The sequence below is a fragment of the Candidatus Babeliales bacterium genome, from assembly GCA_035944115.1.
GTDB lineage: Bacteria > Babelota > Babeliae > Babelales > Vermiphilaceae > DASZBJ01.
Map to the genome: position 1 here is coordinate 1 of DASZBJ010000015.1, position 16,547 is coordinate 16,547.

The window sequence follows — 16,547 nt, forward strand, 5'->3', positions numbered from 1 at the left end:
TGCCTAAAGAAATACCCATTCCTGGTCCGTGTGTCACCGGTATTGGAGACAATCTTGGTGAGCATCCAGATAAAAAGTTTGATCCTTCTCCAAAAGCAGATGATTTGCTTAAAGAATGGGAGTGTGGGACAAACGTAGGGCGCGATATTGAAACGCGCCCGTGTGGTTTTTCCTCTCGTGGTTGGGCGGCAATATTGGAAGATATTTTAAAACAGCTGCCGAAAGTTGATGATAAATCTCAAGAACCATGTGAAGAGTGCATAGAATCAGAAGAAGATGCAGATAAAGCTGCCGAGAGTGCAGAGGCAAAAGAAGAAGATGTGCTTGTAGAGGATGGCAAACCTCAAGGGGAAGTGCCATCTGAAACAGAAGAGCAAGGTGAGTCAGAGTCTCCAGTTGTTGTTAGTGATGAATTAATAATTGCCGATCAATCAAAGCTGACTGTAGAGAGTGAAGTCGCGGTCATTACTATTGATCTTGCGGCAATAGACCATGCAGAGTCTAAACAATCATTTGTTCTTGATAAAGAACAGGTGATAACGTTATCTGAAGCAGATGCAGAGTTAAAGATTATTTTGGATAAAGTAAAACAACATTGGAAGCAGAAACAGAAAAATGTGTGTAAAGAGCATGGTAAACGTTCTGCTAGTGGAAAGCATGCATACAAGCCAAAAGAATTAGAAGAAATTATTTTATCACCCGAAGAAATTGAAAAATTAGTAAAAGTTTTTGATGGAACGTTATCGGTTCCTATTGAAATTGGTGAAGGTGTACATATTTGGATAGACTACGAACATATTTTTAATCCAGTGCTGAAAATAGGTTGCAAAGATAATACAATTACCCCTGCGGGGTTTCATCATGATTATTTAGGAGAAATACAGAAAAGTGGTTTAATAGAAAGTGTCGTTATTCAACGCGGTGAGCATGGAGTATACAAAATTAGATGGCGTTATGCTGACGGTAAAGAAAAAGAATCAACTCTTTTCCCTGATCATTGGACAGAGGCTCAAGTGATAGAAAAAATAAATGAAGCATTACGTAATTCCATAGAAAAAACGCCCAAAAATAATGGGCGGTGGGAAATTGAAGGTATAACAAGCGAGGGTATTAGTATTACAGCAATAATAGATGTATGTGAAACACAGTCAGGTCAGAAAGTAGGTGAAGTAGTTACAGCATATCCCAATATAAAGGTTGCTTTATGAGGACGCTATACCCAGATATGATAAATGGCCAGCCAGTTATGAAAAAAAGTTACATTTGGATGGAACGAGGTATTTCAAGGTCTTATCCAGCAAGAAATTTCACAGCTAACAAACAACTCAATCGGCTAAGAGATGTTTTTCGTGATCAAGGGGTTGACGCAGAATGGGTTAAAAGAGCGTTATTGGATCCCGCAGGTCGAGGATTATTTGGAGAATTTACTGAGATATCCATAAATGGCAATACAGTCACTTTAACACCGACTGATATCTCCTGGGATGACCCAGAAAACTTTATAGAAATGGACCGCAATGTCTTATTAGGATTAACAAACGACTGGCAAGAGTTGGTAAGAGCAAAAGCGCCAGAAATTTTTATTTATGAGAAAAATGGAGAACTTTTTGTAAGTGATACGTTGCCGGAAGGGATGGAGTGAAAGTGTACATAAAGATGGATAAGAAAAAAGAGGCCACAAGCGCAGCCTCACGATTATACCGGTAATAATTGAGAAAATTCATCACGTATGCCAAAAAGTACCGTTAAATTGATACCCGTATCATGGCCCCGTCGTTTGACGTCCTGATATGCAGCCTCAATATGATCACACACATCGATAAGATGAAATACATCATCAACAAGAAGCGGCAATACACCATCATGACACGCACGTAATAACAAGTCTGCATGAGAACGAGCCAGCGTCATACGACCAGTAATGGCGTCCACCACAAAATCTTGTTCCACCTGTTCAACCTGATTTTTTTGCAATAACTCAAAATAACCCCACATGCATACCATCGCATTTAATACATTGGTATACAACGAAGGAGGAAACGGACTTTCAGAGGTAAGCGGTGCGTAGTAAATACTTTGATTGCTCGTCTGCGTCGTAAAAAATGAAAAAACCGCAACCGCCAGCGCAGATCGCATGCCACGCATCATCCGTTTTATAATTAAACCTTTTTGCATCATAGTTCTCCTTTTTGACCCCTACTATCATCACAATACTCCCCCCTATCATCTGTAGCATCGCAAACAAATACTCTAATTGTCAATAATGCAAAACTGGAATACAAAAAAATCTCTTATTAAGAAGACACCTGACACTCTGTTTTTATCAAAAAAATGCCAAGAAAAAAGAAAAAGATGCAACCGAAATCGCATCTTTTTCTTTTTTTATACAAAAATTACGCTGTTATTAAAACGGCAAATCGTCCTGAAACGGCTGCTCATCATTGAAAGCAATCTCACCAGTATCAAATCCTGATGAAGACTCTGCCATTGGTCTTTTTGCTTTAACTGCACCACGCGCCGCAGTTTTTGCTTTAATCTGCTCAATTTGATCCATAACATCTTGTTCTTTTGGATCTAATGGAGATCGCATTGTACCGGTTTCAACATCTTCAACCGCACCACCTGCAGAAAGGAATACTACACGATCAGCAACAATAGAATGCTTACTACGACTTTGTCCGCTTTGATCCTGCCACGTATCTAATTTTAAACGACCTTCAATTAAAACCGAACGCCCTTTTTGCAAATATTGACGACAACTTTCCGCCTGCGCTCCCCATACATCCACATCGATGTAGCAAACTTCTTGAACCATAGAACCAGTCTGTCTATTTTTAAATTGACGATTGGTTGCAATGCCCAAACGGCATACCGGTTGTCCAGAAGTCAACTGTTTGTACTCTGGGTCCCTTGTTAAATTACCAATCATGATAATACGATTATATCCAGCCATTAATCATCCTTTACAACAGTTTTTATAGCAATAATTGTTTACTGTAACACAAAAAAACTATTTGCTAAATAATGATTTTAGATCAATGTTCATCACTATAACCATTTAGGCACGGCGTCTCTCTCTGATCTCACATTAGAACTATTTTTATAGCTTTATTGCCGTTCATTTGGCCCGATTAAAGCAACTTTCCTTTTTCTTGCTCCCATTAGTCGCACGGGCGGCATCGCCGACTGCGGTTGTGCTCCTTTTTTGCTTGCCAATAAATTACACAATTCTGGTCCCGCCAGCAACGTGGGTGATGAATCACCACTACTGCCCAATCGTAATGATCCTATATTGGGCAGTGAAGCACGGCGTCGAGGCGTAGTGGCGCAAGGACTATGCTCCAATCTTGACCGTACCGCCTGACCACCAATAGCGTCATTTTTTAGAGATGCTTCTAGCGCAAGTTGCGCAGTATCGTTACCGTACATCTGGTATGCCAATCTGAATCGCACGAGAGCATCATGAGCTGAAAGCGACAATAAATCAGCATCATGCGCTGCCTGCATGTATGCAAGTTGCGCATTACAAGCCGGACGCTCTAACTCAATAAACATTTCTAAAAGCATTCCTAACTTTCTCTGCTCACTTAATTGTCTATACGCCGGCGAGTGTATCACCTCAATATTCGCTTGCACTTGCTCTTGCATCAACTTAAAAACAGATTGATAACACACACTCCCGTTAAATACATTTGAATCTCCTCCATCACTACTGGATTCATCTGGCGCTGCATCCTCTTCTGCCATCGCCTCTTCTGAATCACTCTCACTTGCATCTTGAATAATTTGTACTGAAGCCAATCCAGCGACTATCCTTTCTAATTGCATACTCTCATCGGTGTCGCGCCCTGGATTTTTTGATCTGAAGTCTTTAATCTGCGCTTGAGCCATAGCATGCACAGCATGTGTTAATTGGGCTAAAAGTCCATTATCACGTCCGCTACTTTTATATGCCTCCAGCAAGCTCTGTGCCGCTTGGCTCATATGTATACCAAACGCACCTTGCTCAGCCTCGGCCGCTGCACCAAATGCACCATTCATCACAAAGACAAGCCCACCCAAAAGCCATCCGTATTGTTTATATTGCATATGTATCCCCTTATTAATCACGATTTATAGAACTGATTACCCGAGGGAAAATGTATAGTTAAACAATATTTCTGTCTATGGTTTATATTAAATCATAATTTGTGTGTTATACGAGATTACTTATTAAACGCACTGCTCACAGGTGGCCAGCGGATATAATGCTGCCAATTCTTCTGGAGTAGGCTGTGTTTTTAAAAAGTTTGCATACCCCAAGGATGCCTTTTTGCTGTTATGCGGCAAGTTGTACTGTTTATAAAACGCATGCACCACCGATTCATAGACGATTTGATCTTGCGGATCATCAACCATATATGCCGGATGCAATGACTTTTTCAAAACCAACAAATGGACATTCTTATGCCCTCGTTTTTTCAATTGTTTATATACATTGAAAGTACTTTGTGGCGCAACAAGACCATCTTTTAATGAGCTTACAATTAATAAAGGAATATCATCAGTAATGGTTTGAGCACACTTGCCCGGATTAATCCCGTCCTTACGGTACTTTCGCATTACCATCGAAAACATTTGATGCAATCGCTCTTCTGTCGCAAGCGGTTTATCATCATATAAAAAATGCTTCATGCCATGGGTCACACTATCAAAAAGACCTTCTACCACCGCAGCCTTCACTCTTTCTGGTTTATGAAGCGTTATAAAATTAAAGATCGTTGCGGCACCACGAGAATCACCATATAGAATAACATCTGCCTGAGGGTATTTCTTAATATGATTTTTATAATGCTTATGCAAACACTTAATATCTATAGTTTGTCCCACATTTGCTGCACTAAAATTAGGGGTGTAATTAACTACGGTATATTTTGAAGACTCATTATCTACAACCGTAACACCATATTTTTCATTGAAACAACGTTCCATAATAGGATATAGGTCTCTCCGTATACCATTTAAAAATGCAGTAATTGGATTTAAAGTGAACCTCGTTGGTTTTTTTAAGCACGCATCGGGAAACGCAACCGTCGTATTTGGTTGACCAATAACATGGCCTCCTGATGTCCAAGATATTTTTTCGCCCGTACTTGCTACAAATTCAGGGCAATACCGTCCCATAGTAATTCCGCTACTCGTCAAGCCAGGGACATACAAGTACGAAGCCTTACTAGGCACAACATCCCAAAATACGCTAGGAGTCGACTCAACTGTTTGGGTTTTATCAGCTTTATTTTTTGAATGCATGCCACATGATGAAAGGGCTGCTGCCCCCATTAAAACGAAGATGAATTTGAGTATATATCTAGATTCCATTTTTTCCCCTAGCTAGCGATAACCTACCAATTCTTAGCTTCACCATCCTTCGCTCTACGAGCTTATTGCTGGCATGCGATTTTTAAAGCTCTATCCATGCTAATAAGGGTACATGAGCCATTATTATTATCAAATGGGGGTTGTAATGGATTCTAGCCCTATAACACAAACGGCTTCAATCTTCCACTGATGAATGCTTGATTCTTCTGACTAGCGTCGCAATGGCCCTTTACTGAGTTCTGGAGAATCTGCGCAAGCACTATTTTCGTTTTTCAGATCTCAATCTCATTGGATGGGACCTATATGGTTGATGCCGCCGATGCACTCTCCCCCTCGGTTTATTATCGATCGGCACTCCGTTTACGAGTTCTAATGCTTGTTGTAAATGTTGCCTAAGAACCCCATCAGAACGAGGTTTTACACCCAATATCTGAGCTGCTATGGATTGCTGCCGCTTAAACATTCTTAGACGTGTCTCAAATTGTTTGTTTGTACTTAATTGAGCAAATGTAACCGCATTAATAACCGCTCTATCTGCATACATTTGCGCTCCCATCAACTCTAAAAACAATTTCTCGCGATCGCTACGATCAACCACTTCCTTTGCATCATCACCACGACCCAATACCTCCTCATCACCTATTGCTAAAGCCTCCAGTTGACTGCTTAGCTCACCTGACAACCCTTCCTGCGGAGATCCAACTGGTACCTGTTCAGAGCGCTGCAGCTGTTCTACAAGCAGCTGATCCATGCAACGCGTGAAAATCTCTTGTCCCATTCTGCTGCCCTGGATAGCTTGCGCAGCAGAAGCTTCGGGTTGCGCATCGGCAGCATCTAACGCCCCATTCATCACAAAAAACAAACTTATCAAAAACAAACTATATTGTTTACATTGCATACCAACTCCTTCAACATGTTAGTAAGATTTTATTATTCGATGAAAAATCTATATTTAAACGCTCTGCCAGTCCACTATGTATGATCAAATCATAACTTCCATGCTATAGAAGCACATCTAATCGTATAAAACAATCATTATTTTTTAAGCCCAGATTTCTTCTTCTGCTCCATAACAAAAGCCACCTGCTGCTCAAGCAGATTATTAATCTCTTGCTGTCGACAGGCAAATTCTTGATATTTGCGCTCATCCGCAGCTAAGGTAATTTTGTCTATGCCTTCAAAAAAGGATCCTTCGATCATATCGCCCACCATTGCGATCATCTCTTGCTGTACCTGCGCATTTAAAATTGCGGTTTTTGGAGATTCTTTCAAAACATCGGTCACGCAGTCACAACAGTTTTCCTTTAATGTCCGCGTCGATACTTTTTTATCTTTTTTTGGTATTACAAAACTTTCTGCCGTTATACATATGACAGAGAACCCTATGAGACCCGACAAAAAATATTTTTTTATATTCATACCATCATTACCTATTTTGTAAAAGGCGTATTCCAGTTATCAGATATTGTATAAATACCGCCACAACCATACATGCTACTATCACCAAAAAACTATTATATACAGGCAAAGAGATTCTGTTTAAATACTGACAACACATTAACCATGCAATAAAGAGCAATTGCATCCCTCCTGCCGCTTTTGCCAAAAAGGTCGGACGAAAATGGATAAATCCTTTTATCGCGTACATGGCACCCGTTCCTACAAGAATGAGCAACTCTTTGATGAGTACCAAAAGCACGAGCCAAATTGGAATAGCATAGAGCGATGTCTCGATCGATGCCAACGTCACAAAGCAGGCAATTAACAAAAACTTATCTGCAATTGGATCAAGACAGGCTCCTAATATGGTTCGCTCATTACGCAAGCGCGCCAGCATACCGTCAGCAATATCAGTGAGCAATGCGACAGCCAGTAATCCCCATGCCAACCCCCAGGAATGATAAAACATCGCAGCAACGATACAAGGTACTAAAAAAATACGTAGTATCGTGCATAGTGTTGCAAGCGTAATACGTCGTTCTTCTGCTGGAAAACTTTTCAAAAATTGTTGAATCATATGACAATACTCCGTACTCCGTTTTGCAAAAAACTATCAATCGGAAAAACTCATGCACGTATTATACAATAATTCCCGCGCCGATGCATATCTGACCATCATAGATCACAGCAAATTGTCCTGATGCTATTCCTTGATCATGGTTTGCAAGTGTTATTTTAAATGATCCACCATCAACCATTTGTACGTGTGCATGATGCATCTGCGGTCCATGGCGTAATTTTACCAAATAGTTTCCATCCCGTGAGGCAACGCCAGCAATCCAATTACATTCTGCAATGGTAAGCTCGTTACGTTGTTTATCGTGATCATGATACGTTCGAGAAATAAAAATTTCATTGCGCTGCGTGTCTTTTGCAACCACGTACCACGGACCACCAGAAAGCCCAATGCCCTGCCGCTGGCCAATGGTATAATACCAAAATCCGTTGTGCCGCCCAAGCACTGCACCAGTTTCATATTCAATTAAATCGCCTGGTCGCTCGCCCAGATAATGTTTAATAAAATCAGAAAATTTTAGTTTCCCTAAAAAGCAGATGCCTTGACTGTCTTTACGAATTTTATTGGGTAAATCAAACTGTTCTGCAAGCTCACGTACTTGCTCTTTACGCAAATGACCAATCGGGAACAGTAATTTTGCAAGCTGCTGTTGTGTTAAATAGGAAAGGAAATAGGTCTGGTCTTTAATCTCATCGGGAGCGCGGTAGAGCTGAGCAATCCCATCAACCAAAGCAACTTGCGCATAATGGCCTGATGCAATCGCATCATACGTATGCGGTAATGTTTGCATGTACTCAACAAACATGCCAAATTTAATACGTGAATTACAAAGGATATCGGGGTTAGGGGTTCGACCAGCTTTAACCTGTGCAATCGTATGAGCAACTACATGATCAAAATACTCTTTCTGCAATGATACAATTTGTAATGGCACCTCTAACTGCGCACATACTGCCTGGACGTAACTGAGATCTTCCTGCCACGGGCAAATCCCCAAATAGGAAAGCTCATCCTCCAACCAGATTTTCAAATAAAAAGCGGTCACTGCATGCCCCTGCTGCTTGAGCAGCGCGAGTGCAACCGAACTATCAACACCACCAGAAACTAAAACCGCTACCTGCATTTTTATACCTATTAAATACTGTAATTATGCATATATAATAGCAGATTATTCGCCATTAAAACAGGGTGAAAAATGCACCTTTTACAGCTTCGATTTAAGCCTTCCCTTTTCCGGCGCTACTTTTAATGCTTTTTCAAACTTTGCTATTGCACGTTGGACTTGATCGAAGGTTTTTCGCAAGTTAAGAGGATATGGTGGTTTAAATGCCATACGCAGCCTTTCAAGAACCCTCGCATTAAAATTTATCCTTTGTCCAAAACTTCTCACCTGATCATATTCGCCAGTCGATAATAGAAACTCATTTATCTTTTCATTATGCGCCCCTCCCGCACAGAGAAAAATATTATGTACATCTGCATGTTGATATATGTCATCAATTGCTGCTATATCGACCATAAAATATTCATTCTTCATAACATCGTCCCAAGAATTTTGCATACCGCTCGCGTCTAACACAGGATATGTATATAGAAATCTTAACAACTTCTCTTTAATATCGCTGCTTTTTATACTATTTACCGTTTGCATTATCATAATCCTATATAATGCATCCATACCTTTCTGCTCTTTCTCATTAGCAGCCCTCATGTTTATTAATTTAAAATCTCCCCACGGTATTTTATTTTTCGATATAAATTCATAAAAAACCATCCTAGATTCAATATTTTTACAAGATATACCATACGCCCACAGCTGTAGCACTAAATACCTCATTGGAAGACACTCTATTATCATTCCTAAAAAATCGACCGCCTTTTCTTCCGTAATGCTCTCCAAAAAATCCTTCCCCGCATCAGATGCCAATTGTTGAGCCCATGATTTATCTTTATTAACGTTCCAAATAATATTCGATTCATACTCTGGATTCCAATCGATTGAAGCTGCAGATTTTACATCCTCTATCAAGCAGTGCACAGACTCTCCTTTGCCCTTCAGCCCACTTACCATAGAAATCAAATCTTTTCTTTGAGCAATCGTATTTTCCCCACCAACCGCATCAACATGTATATCTGCCAATGAAAAAATCAGCTGACCCGTGTTTTTATTGCGCAAAACCGTTAGATTGTAAAAAACCGCATGCAGCGGTACGTTCAAGAATAATGCCGCTAAAACCAGTAAAACAAACTTTTTCATGACTCCCCCCTTACAAATCAATCATTATGATAAATTCAAAATAATCAATTAGGATTCAATTTGTCAATGATCGCTCGGTGTGGATAATAAAACAACGAATCCTGCTGCACCAGCAAGCCGTGACTTTTATCCCCTTTTTTACTAGGATTAGAGCTTATCCGAAAATTATCGCCATAGTTGAAAGCAATCAGAACAAGGAGCCCCCGATCGTCGTCGCGAGCCGCCATTGGCGTGCGTGGCGATCCAGGTTAATAAAGAAATATTTAGGTAAATACAAAAAAACGATCTATTTTGTAGCGCTCATACTGAGCGCACAATTTCCTGGATCACCACGCATTCGCTCGTGAAGACGATCGGGTGCCAACAATACTGTACAATGCCTATCTATCTCAATATTTTGCAATACACTAAACCACCAGCCATTTTTCGGATAAGCTCTTAGACAATACACAATCTTTCTTATCAAGGACCTACTTATGACCCGTATTCAGCAAACTCAACAAACAACAACTATGCCAGTAAATATGATCCAACAAATCCAACAGGCTTTTACCTTATTTTTACAAACCACATTCAAGATCGATAATCCCGAATTATCTCAATGCGCTGAACTAGTACTCAATGTAGACGAAAACAAACAACAATTTGGCGATCTAAACGCTAATGCTGCAATGATCCTTGCAAAAGCACTCAAGCAAAATCCACGCGCTATTGCAGAGCAAATAGCTACCAATTTTACTCATCCCGGTATTGCACGCATTGAAATTGCTGGCCCTGGTTTTTTAAACTTCTTTTTCACTGAAAAAACATGGCATACACTCGCTCAAAACCTATATAATTCAAAAGAAGAATTCTTCACGCTCGATTCAGGCATCCCACGATACAGATACAATGTCGAATTTGTGAGCGCCAATCCTACCGGCCCATTACATCTTGGTCATGGTCGTGGAGGGATTATCGGCGACGTGCTAGCCAACATTTTAAATTTCATCGGCCACAGCGCAACTCGCGAATTTTATATTAATGATGCGGGAACTCAAATTGATAAACTTGGCAGAAGCTTTAAAATTCGTTGCCAGCAAGAACTTGGTGCGAGCGTAGAGTTACCTGAAGATGGCTACCACGGCACCTATTTAGTTGATCTTGCCAAAGAATGCATTGCGCAACATGGCTCATCAGTAACCGATAAGCCTGAAACATTTTTCCAAGAATACGCTCAACAAAAGCTACTTGCGCATATCAAGCAAACGCTTGCACAATACGGCATTCAATTTGACGTCTGGTTTTCAGAAAAAACATTACATACCGATGGATCCATTACCTCAGTTATAAATTTACTCCAAGAGCATGGCTATCTGTTTGAACATGAAGGGGCCCTCTGGTTCCGTTCAACAACATTTGGCGATGACAAAGATCGTGTGATGAGAAAAGCATCTGGCGAACTGACCTATGTTGCCGCCGACACTGCATATCTAAAAAATAAAGTTGATCGCGGCTTTGACCATCTTATTATGGTGCTGGGGCAAGATCATCATAGCTATGTGGTCCGCCTGCAAGGATTATTGCTTGCTCTGCATCTGCATACCAAGGCAAAACTGGATGTTATCCTCTACCAACTGGTCAGCCTCAAAGAAGGTGATCAACAACTGCGCATGTCCAAACGAGCCGGAAGAATCATCTCACTGGCCGATGTCATAGAAACCGTTGGGGTCGACATAGCACGCTTTTTCTATCTCCATAGAAAAGCAGATGCACATCTTGAATTTGATATAGAGCTGGCGCTTAAAAAAACTGATGAAAACCCTGTTTACTATGCACAATACGCGTATGTACGCATCAAAAGTATTTTAGAAAAAAGTAGCCAAGACGCTGCGTTTGCCAACATATCACCAGCAGATGCGGAACACATAGGCACAGAAGAACAGCTGCTACTCAAGAAGATAATCTCGCTTAAAAAGACGCTGGAATCTATTAGCCACAATCATCAGACGCATGTACTGACTTACTATGTACTGGAACTTGCGCAAGCATTCCATAGCTATTACGGGAAACACCGGGTAATTAACGTTGAGCGTGTAGAACAAAGCCGTGGACGACTGGTAGTTATGCAACTTCTTAAGAATAACTTTGACCTGGCCCTTACACTTTTAGGCATCAGCCTACCTGAAACCATGTAAAGGCAAAAATGATATCCGAAGTCAGTAATTGATAAAGTAGCCATTTCTGGCACACTTACATATAATTATGATATATATATTTTATGCTATTTGAGCAGGAGTCCCATGACAAAAACTATTGATATAAATCTTATACAAACGCTACGCCAACGTACCGGACTCGGTATGATGGATTGCAAAAATGCACTTGTTGAAGCTGATGGAGATATTGAAAAAGCAATAGAACTATTACGCAAAAAAGGTGCTGCTGTGGCAGCTAAGCGATCTGACAAAGATACCGCAGAAGGGCTTGTACACGCATACATTCACCCGGGAGCCCGCATAGGAGTTCTGGTAGAACTAAATTGCGAAACCGATTTCGTAGCACGCACAGAAGATATTAAACAGTTTGCTAATGATCTTGGTTTGCATATTACAGCACTAAAACCATTGTATCTCGCGCCTGAAGACGTTGATCCAAAATGGTTAGAAAACGAGCGACGTATCTTTACAGAGCAAATGCAAGAAACAAAAAAACCTGAAAATATTATTAATCAAATCGTTGATGGGAAAATTAAAAAAGTATATTCAGAAGTCTGCTTGCTACAACAATCATTTGTAAAAAATGACCAGCAAACAGTAGAAGATGTACTCCGCGAACTGATTGCTAAAACAGGTGAAAATATCCGCATCCGCCGATTTGCCCGTTTTGAAATTGGTGCATAATATACCATACAAAGAAGCTCAATAGTACAAATCAACCTTTTGCAAGGACGGAACCGTATGATTGAAATACAATTAGTTGAAAATGAGATAAAGCCCTTTGAAACTGCGATGGACGCAGAAATGATAAAGGCAATCAAACATTTTGAAAAAGAACTCCTTAAAATCCGAACCGGTCGCGCACACACATCATTGATCGAAGACATTATTGTATCTTGCTACGGCAAAGACATGATGCCTCTTAAAAAAATCGCATCTCTTGCTGCACCTGATGCACGCCTTTTGACCATCCAACCATGGGATAAAGCGCTATTGCATGACATCGAACGCGCACTTACTACTTCTGATATTGGCATCGTTCCCGTAAATGATGGAGATGTGATCAAACTCCCATTGCCTGACATGAGTCACGCTCGCCGCGAAGATCTTATAAAACAACTGGGTAAAAGACTTGAAGAATGCAAAGTTGCCATACGCAACGTACGCAAAGATTTTAACAACATCATTCGCGATGCGAAAAAAGATAAAAAAATATCAGAAAACTTTTTCAATAGATTAAGTGACTCGCTACAGAAATTTACTGATAAATTTATCGATTCTGCTGAAAACTTGTCATCAAAGAAAGAAAAGGATATTCGATCTGTTTAATTCGCTTCCTTTTATAATTTTTTTTGATACAATAGTTCCAAGTTGTTTTGGAAAAAAAGCTAAAAACAACACACCTTTGAAATACACAGAGTGACAATACTCTAAAAAAAGAAAATGGAGGGCTGCTAGCTCAACGGTAGAGCAACAGACTCTTAATCTGCAGGTTCTTGGTTCGATTCCAAGGCAGCCCACCAAGAAATAAAAAATATAATGCAAGAGTGGCGAAACTGGTAGACGCGCTGGACTTAGGATCCAGTTCCCGAGAGGGAGTGGGGGTTCAAGTCCCTTCTCTTGCACCAAGCTAAGGAGTGAGTAGTGATAGAAGCAATCGATAATCAACTCCCGCTGAATTTTGAAGTGCGACACATTCGCCCCACGGCATGCGCAGCGACAGTTATAGTTCCCGCAAAATGGGTCAGTATACTGTATCAATGTGCATTGCGAGGGCAACAGCAATCTGTGCAAGCTTACGGCTTTCAACAGGGCTCCGTGCCACTTGAATACATCCATGCAAATTTTAGATCAACCCTCTTGGAACATGTTAAAGAATTTTTCTTTAACTACTGCGTCATCAGTTTTTTATATCAACAGCTACGCGAAAACAGGATCGTTTTTTCTGGTGAACCACGCATTGCTGACATTCGCATTCAGCATGATAGCGACGCCTCCTTTACATTCGAAATAAACACATTCACACCAATTGAAATACGCGATTGGAAATATCTTCCCTTTAAAGCTCCCAAACGAAAAAAATACAAAGATCTTGATCGTCAAGTTGAAAACTTCATTAAAGAAGAAAAATCATTACTCAAAGAAACCGCTGCTGAAATCATCGCAGTAGGCGACTGGGTTAACTTCACCATATCTCTGACTGACGAACATGGGGCCACCTATTTAGATAATTATGCAGAAAACTTATGGTTTAAACTCGGCACTGAAGAAGTAGATAAATCACTTTCTGAACTCTTCATTGGAAAAAAAGTTGGTGATATATTCTGCACCAACAACAAAGATATTCAGGCTTATTTTAGTGAATGTACCAACATAGATCATTACTTTTTGATTCACATCATTGATATGCAACCGTATACATTCTTCTGCTTAGATCAATTCAAGCGAAATTTTAAATTAAAAACCAACAAAGAAATTAACCGAAAATTGATCGAAGTGTTTTCTTACCGCAACGATCTTTCACAACGTCGCTCCATGGCAGAAGAATCATTGAAGCTACTCCTTTCCAAAAATCATTTTGTTGTACCAAATCATTTTACCCTGCGCCAACAAGATCGTATTTTATACGCACTACAATCAAATCCTGATTATCAGGTATATCGCACGCAAAAAGATTTCAAACGAAGAATAGAACAGCTTGCACAACGACAAACAAAAGAATGCCTATTGCTTGATCTCATTACTCATTTCGAAAACATTGTTGTTACAAATGAAGACATAAAACATTACCTCAATCTTATCAAACGTCCCCGCACGAAAGAATTTATTTACTTTGATTCGATACCCACTAAAATAAAAGGACAGGAAGTTCCAATACCAGCTGAAGAGCTAAAACTTGCCTGTTTGCGAGAAAAAACATTGAATCATATTATTTATCATCTAACCAAAGAATAACATTCTGATTTTATTCGGGACTTACACACATGGATCATTCATCTGTACACAAACTTATTATTATTGGATCTGGTCCGGCAGGACTTACTGCCGGAGTATATGCGGCTCGCGCGAATTTAGCGCCACTCATCATTGAAGGATCAAACCCGGGCGGACAGCTCATGAGCACCAGTCTTGTAGAGAACTGGCCAGGAGAAAAAAGCATTATGGGTCCGGCACTCATGATGAAAATGAGAGATCACGCAAAATCGTTCGGCTGCACATTTTTAACAGAAAATGTCACTTCGGTCGATTTTAAAAATAGACCTTTTACCATCACCACAGATAAGAACAAAACTATGCAAGCACATGCGGTCATCATCGCAACTGGTGCACTGTCAAAGCGTCTTAACATACCTGGTGAGCAAGAATATTGGAGTAAAGGGGTAACTACCTGCGCAGTATGCGATGGCGCCTTTTATCCGAACAAAGAGGTCATCATTGTCGGCGGTGGCGATACCGCTATGGAAGACGCATCGTTCATGACCCGATTTACCGATAAAATAACCATCGTACATATTCTTGATAAGTTGACCGCTTCCCATGCTATGCAGCAACGGGTACTCAATAATCCAAAAATAAAGATAATTTATAACAGCACGGTAACCAAAATTGAAGGTGATGGCTCTCATGTGAAACAGGTCATCATCACCAATCAGCAAACAAAAGAAATTACTACCCTACCAGCCGACGCACTCTTTATCGCTATCGGCATGAACCCAAACACCAAGCCATTTGAAGGCCAACTGGAACTTGATAAGATTGGGTATATGCAGGTACATAATCATACGCGCACCTCTGTAGAGGGAGTATTTGCGGCAGGAGACGTAGCAGATTTCCGTTACAGACAGGCAATAACCTCAGCCGGCAGTGGCTGTATGGCCGCTCTGGATGCCGAACGATACCTTGAATCAGTATTATAGTTGCCAAAACCTCCATTTAACCCTATAATTATATCGTTACAGTGGTATTAATATATGGTTTGATCAGACCCAGGAAACAAGTATGTCAGTTACATTTTTCAGAAAAAGTCGCAAAAAAAGAAATAGAAAACACGGTTTTCGTAAAAGAATGTCTACCCGTGAAGGCCGCAAAATTATCAATCGCCGTCGCTCTAAAGGTAGAAAAAGACTAGCAGTTCGCGCATAAATACTATGCGTTCATTGACTCGCAAAGAAATACAAACGATATTCGCAACAGCTCGGCGTGCTTTAAAACACCCGGGCTGTGATTTTCTTCTCGCTCCTCGAAGCGGTCCAGAAGCACGACTCCTTGTTGTAACCTCTCGAAAGATTGGCAACTCCCCAGAAAGAAATAAAGTTCGTCGTCGGCTGAAAGCTATTTTTTATGAAAATCAGCTCTATAATCAGCCATTTGATTGCATCATTATCGTAAAAAAACCAGGAATAGAAATTGATTTTGATACCTGGAAGTTGCTCGTACTGCAAACGATCCAAAGCTATATTCAGAAATATTCATAACCATGCTCTGCCATGCTCAAATATATTAAAAATATTCCAAAGCATCTGCTGATTACCTGCATAACGCTTTTACGGCCAATACTCGGTCCAGCAGTATGCCGCTTTGAAGAAACATGCACGCCATACACCATCAGACAATTACGAGAGCAAAACATTTTCCGTGCAATCTGGAACAGCACAAAACGACTGCTTTCTTGTAGCCCCTTGACCCGTTTATAATCGCTCACTTATTTATTGAGGAA

Annotated in this window: 20 protein-coding genes and 2 tRNA genes; 12 read left to right on the forward strand and 10 right to left on the reverse strand. The window is 40.4% G+C overall.

Going from position 1 to position 16,547, the window contains the following annotated elements; translation table 11 throughout:
• Together VGT41_01680 and VGT41_01685 are read left to right on the forward strand one after the other, a co-directional pair.
• A partial coding sequence (locus VGT41_01680; protein HEV2600986.1) for an EndoU domain-containing protein occupies positions 1 to 1,208 on the forward strand: 1,208 nt, incomplete at its 5' end.
• Positions 1,209 to 1,225: 17 nt separating this feature from the next.
• Positions 1,226 to 1,642, forward strand: a complete 417-nt coding sequence (locus VGT41_01685; GenBank protein HEV2600987.1) for a hypothetical protein — start codon at positions 1,226 to 1,228, stop codon at positions 1,640 to 1,642.
• Between the two features lie 53 nt (positions 1,643 to 1,695).
• On the opposite strand, the gene VGT41_01690 is transcribed toward VGT41_01685, so the two are convergent.
• From VGT41_01690 to VGT41_01735, 10 genes are all read right to left on the reverse strand, one after another.
• The gene (locus VGT41_01690) at positions 1,696 to 2,178 is read right to left on the reverse strand and encodes a hypothetical protein (protein ID HEV2600988.1); all 483 of its coding nucleotides are present in this window, start codon (positions 2,176 to 2,178) and stop codon (positions 1,696 to 1,698) included.
• A 226-nt stretch (positions 2,179 to 2,404) separates the two neighbouring features.
• The gene (gene ssb, locus VGT41_01695; protein HEV2600989.1) at positions 2,405 to 2,953 is read right to left on the reverse strand and encodes a single-stranded DNA-binding protein; all 549 of its coding nucleotides are present in this window, start codon (positions 2,951 to 2,953) and stop codon (positions 2,405 to 2,407) included.
• Between the two features lie 155 nt (positions 2,954 to 3,108).
• On the reverse strand, positions 3,109 to 4,089 hold the full coding sequence (locus tag VGT41_01700) for a hypothetical protein (GenBank protein HEV2600990.1): 981 nt from the start codon (positions 4,087 to 4,089) through the stop codon (positions 3,109 to 3,111).
• Between the two features lie 123 nt (positions 4,090 to 4,212).
• A complete protein-coding gene (locus tag VGT41_01705; protein ID HEV2600991.1) occupies positions 4,213 to 5,358 on the reverse strand; it encodes a prolyl oligopeptidase family serine peptidase in 1,146 nt (381 codons plus the stop codon).
• A gap of 259 nt (positions 5,359 to 5,617) precedes the next feature.
• Positions 5,618 to 6,256, reverse strand: coding sequence for a hypothetical protein (locus VGT41_01710; protein ID HEV2600992.1), 639 nt, complete (start codon positions 6,254 to 6,256; stop codon positions 5,618 to 5,620).
• A 137-nt stretch (positions 6,257 to 6,393) separates the two neighbouring features.
• Positions 6,394 to 6,777, reverse strand: a complete 384-nt coding sequence (locus tag VGT41_01715) for a hypothetical protein (protein HEV2600993.1) — start codon at positions 6,775 to 6,777, stop codon at positions 6,394 to 6,396.
• A 7-nt stretch (positions 6,778 to 6,784) separates the two neighbouring features.
• Positions 6,785 to 7,375, reverse strand: coding sequence for a CDP-alcohol phosphatidyltransferase family protein (locus tag VGT41_01720; protein HEV2600994.1), 591 nt, complete (start codon positions 7,373 to 7,375; stop codon positions 6,785 to 6,787).
• A 61-nt stretch (positions 7,376 to 7,436) separates the two neighbouring features.
• The gene (mnmA, locus tag VGT41_01725; GenBank protein HEV2600995.1) at positions 7,437 to 8,498 is read right to left on the reverse strand and encodes a tRNA 2-thiouridine(34) synthase MnmA; all 1,062 of its coding nucleotides are present in this window, start codon (positions 8,496 to 8,498) and stop codon (positions 7,437 to 7,439) included.
• A gap of 81 nt (positions 8,499 to 8,579) precedes the next feature.
• Complete coding sequence (locus VGT41_01730) at positions 8,580 to 9,632, reverse strand: hypothetical protein (GenBank protein HEV2600996.1); 1,053 nt, start codon at positions 9,630 to 9,632, stop codon at positions 8,580 to 8,582.
• A gap of 286 nt (positions 9,633 to 9,918) precedes the next feature.
• The gene (locus tag VGT41_01735; protein HEV2600997.1) at positions 9,919 to 10,083 is read right to left on the reverse strand and encodes a hypothetical protein; all 165 of its coding nucleotides are present in this window, start codon (positions 10,081 to 10,083) and stop codon (positions 9,919 to 9,921) included.
• A 25-nt stretch (positions 10,084 to 10,108) separates the two neighbouring features.
• On the opposite strand from VGT41_01735, the gene argS reads away from it, so the two are divergent.
• From argS to yidD, 10 genes are all read left to right on the forward strand, one after another.
• Positions 10,109 to 11,809: an arginine--tRNA ligase gene (gene argS / locus VGT41_01740; protein HEV2600998.1), complete on the forward strand. Its 1,701-nt coding sequence runs from the start codon at positions 10,109 to 10,111 to the stop codon at positions 11,807 to 11,809.
• A gap of 105 nt (positions 11,810 to 11,914) precedes the next feature.
• On the forward strand, positions 11,915 to 12,514 hold the full coding sequence (gene tsf / locus VGT41_01745) for a translation elongation factor Ts (protein ID HEV2600999.1): 600 nt from the start codon (positions 11,915 to 11,917) through the stop codon (positions 12,512 to 12,514).
• A 57-nt stretch (positions 12,515 to 12,571) separates the two neighbouring features.
• Positions 12,572 to 13,159 (forward strand): ribosome recycling factor, encoded by a 588-nt coding sequence (gene frr / locus VGT41_01750; GenBank protein ID HEV2601000.1) that lies wholly within the window; start codon positions 12,572 to 12,574, stop codon positions 13,157 to 13,159.
• A gap of 119 nt (positions 13,160 to 13,278) precedes the next feature.
• Positions 13,279 to 13,353 (forward strand) — tRNA-Lys (locus tag VGT41_01755).
• Between the two features lie 18 nt (positions 13,354 to 13,371).
• Positions 13,372 to 13,458: transfer RNA gene (locus tag VGT41_01760), tRNA-Leu, on the forward strand.
• Between the two features lie 16 nt (positions 13,459 to 13,474).
• Complete coding sequence (locus VGT41_01765) at positions 13,475 to 14,785, forward strand: trigger factor (GenBank protein ID HEV2601001.1); 1,311 nt, start codon at positions 13,475 to 13,477, stop codon at positions 14,783 to 14,785.
• A 29-nt stretch (positions 14,786 to 14,814) separates the two neighbouring features.
• On the forward strand, positions 14,815 to 15,747 hold the full coding sequence (gene trxB / locus VGT41_01770) for a thioredoxin-disulfide reductase (protein HEV2601002.1): 933 nt from the start codon (positions 14,815 to 14,817) through the stop codon (positions 15,745 to 15,747).
• Positions 15,748 to 15,829: 82 nt separating this feature from the next.
• On the forward strand, positions 15,830 to 15,973 hold the full coding sequence (gene rpmH / locus VGT41_01775; GenBank protein HEV2601003.1) for a 50S ribosomal protein L34: 144 nt from the start codon (positions 15,830 to 15,832) through the stop codon (positions 15,971 to 15,973).
• A 5-nt stretch (positions 15,974 to 15,978) separates the two neighbouring features.
• Entirely contained in the window at positions 15,979 to 16,305 is a 327-nt protein-coding gene (rnpA, locus tag VGT41_01780; GenBank protein ID HEV2601004.1) for a ribonuclease P protein component, read from the forward strand.
• Positions 16,306 to 16,317: 12 nt separating this feature from the next.
• The gene (yidD, locus tag VGT41_01785; protein ID HEV2601005.1) at positions 16,318 to 16,524 is read left to right on the forward strand and encodes a membrane protein insertion efficiency factor YidD; all 207 of its coding nucleotides are present in this window, start codon (positions 16,318 to 16,320) and stop codon (positions 16,522 to 16,524) included.
• The last annotated feature ends 23 nt before the right edge of the window (positions 16,525 to 16,547 follow it).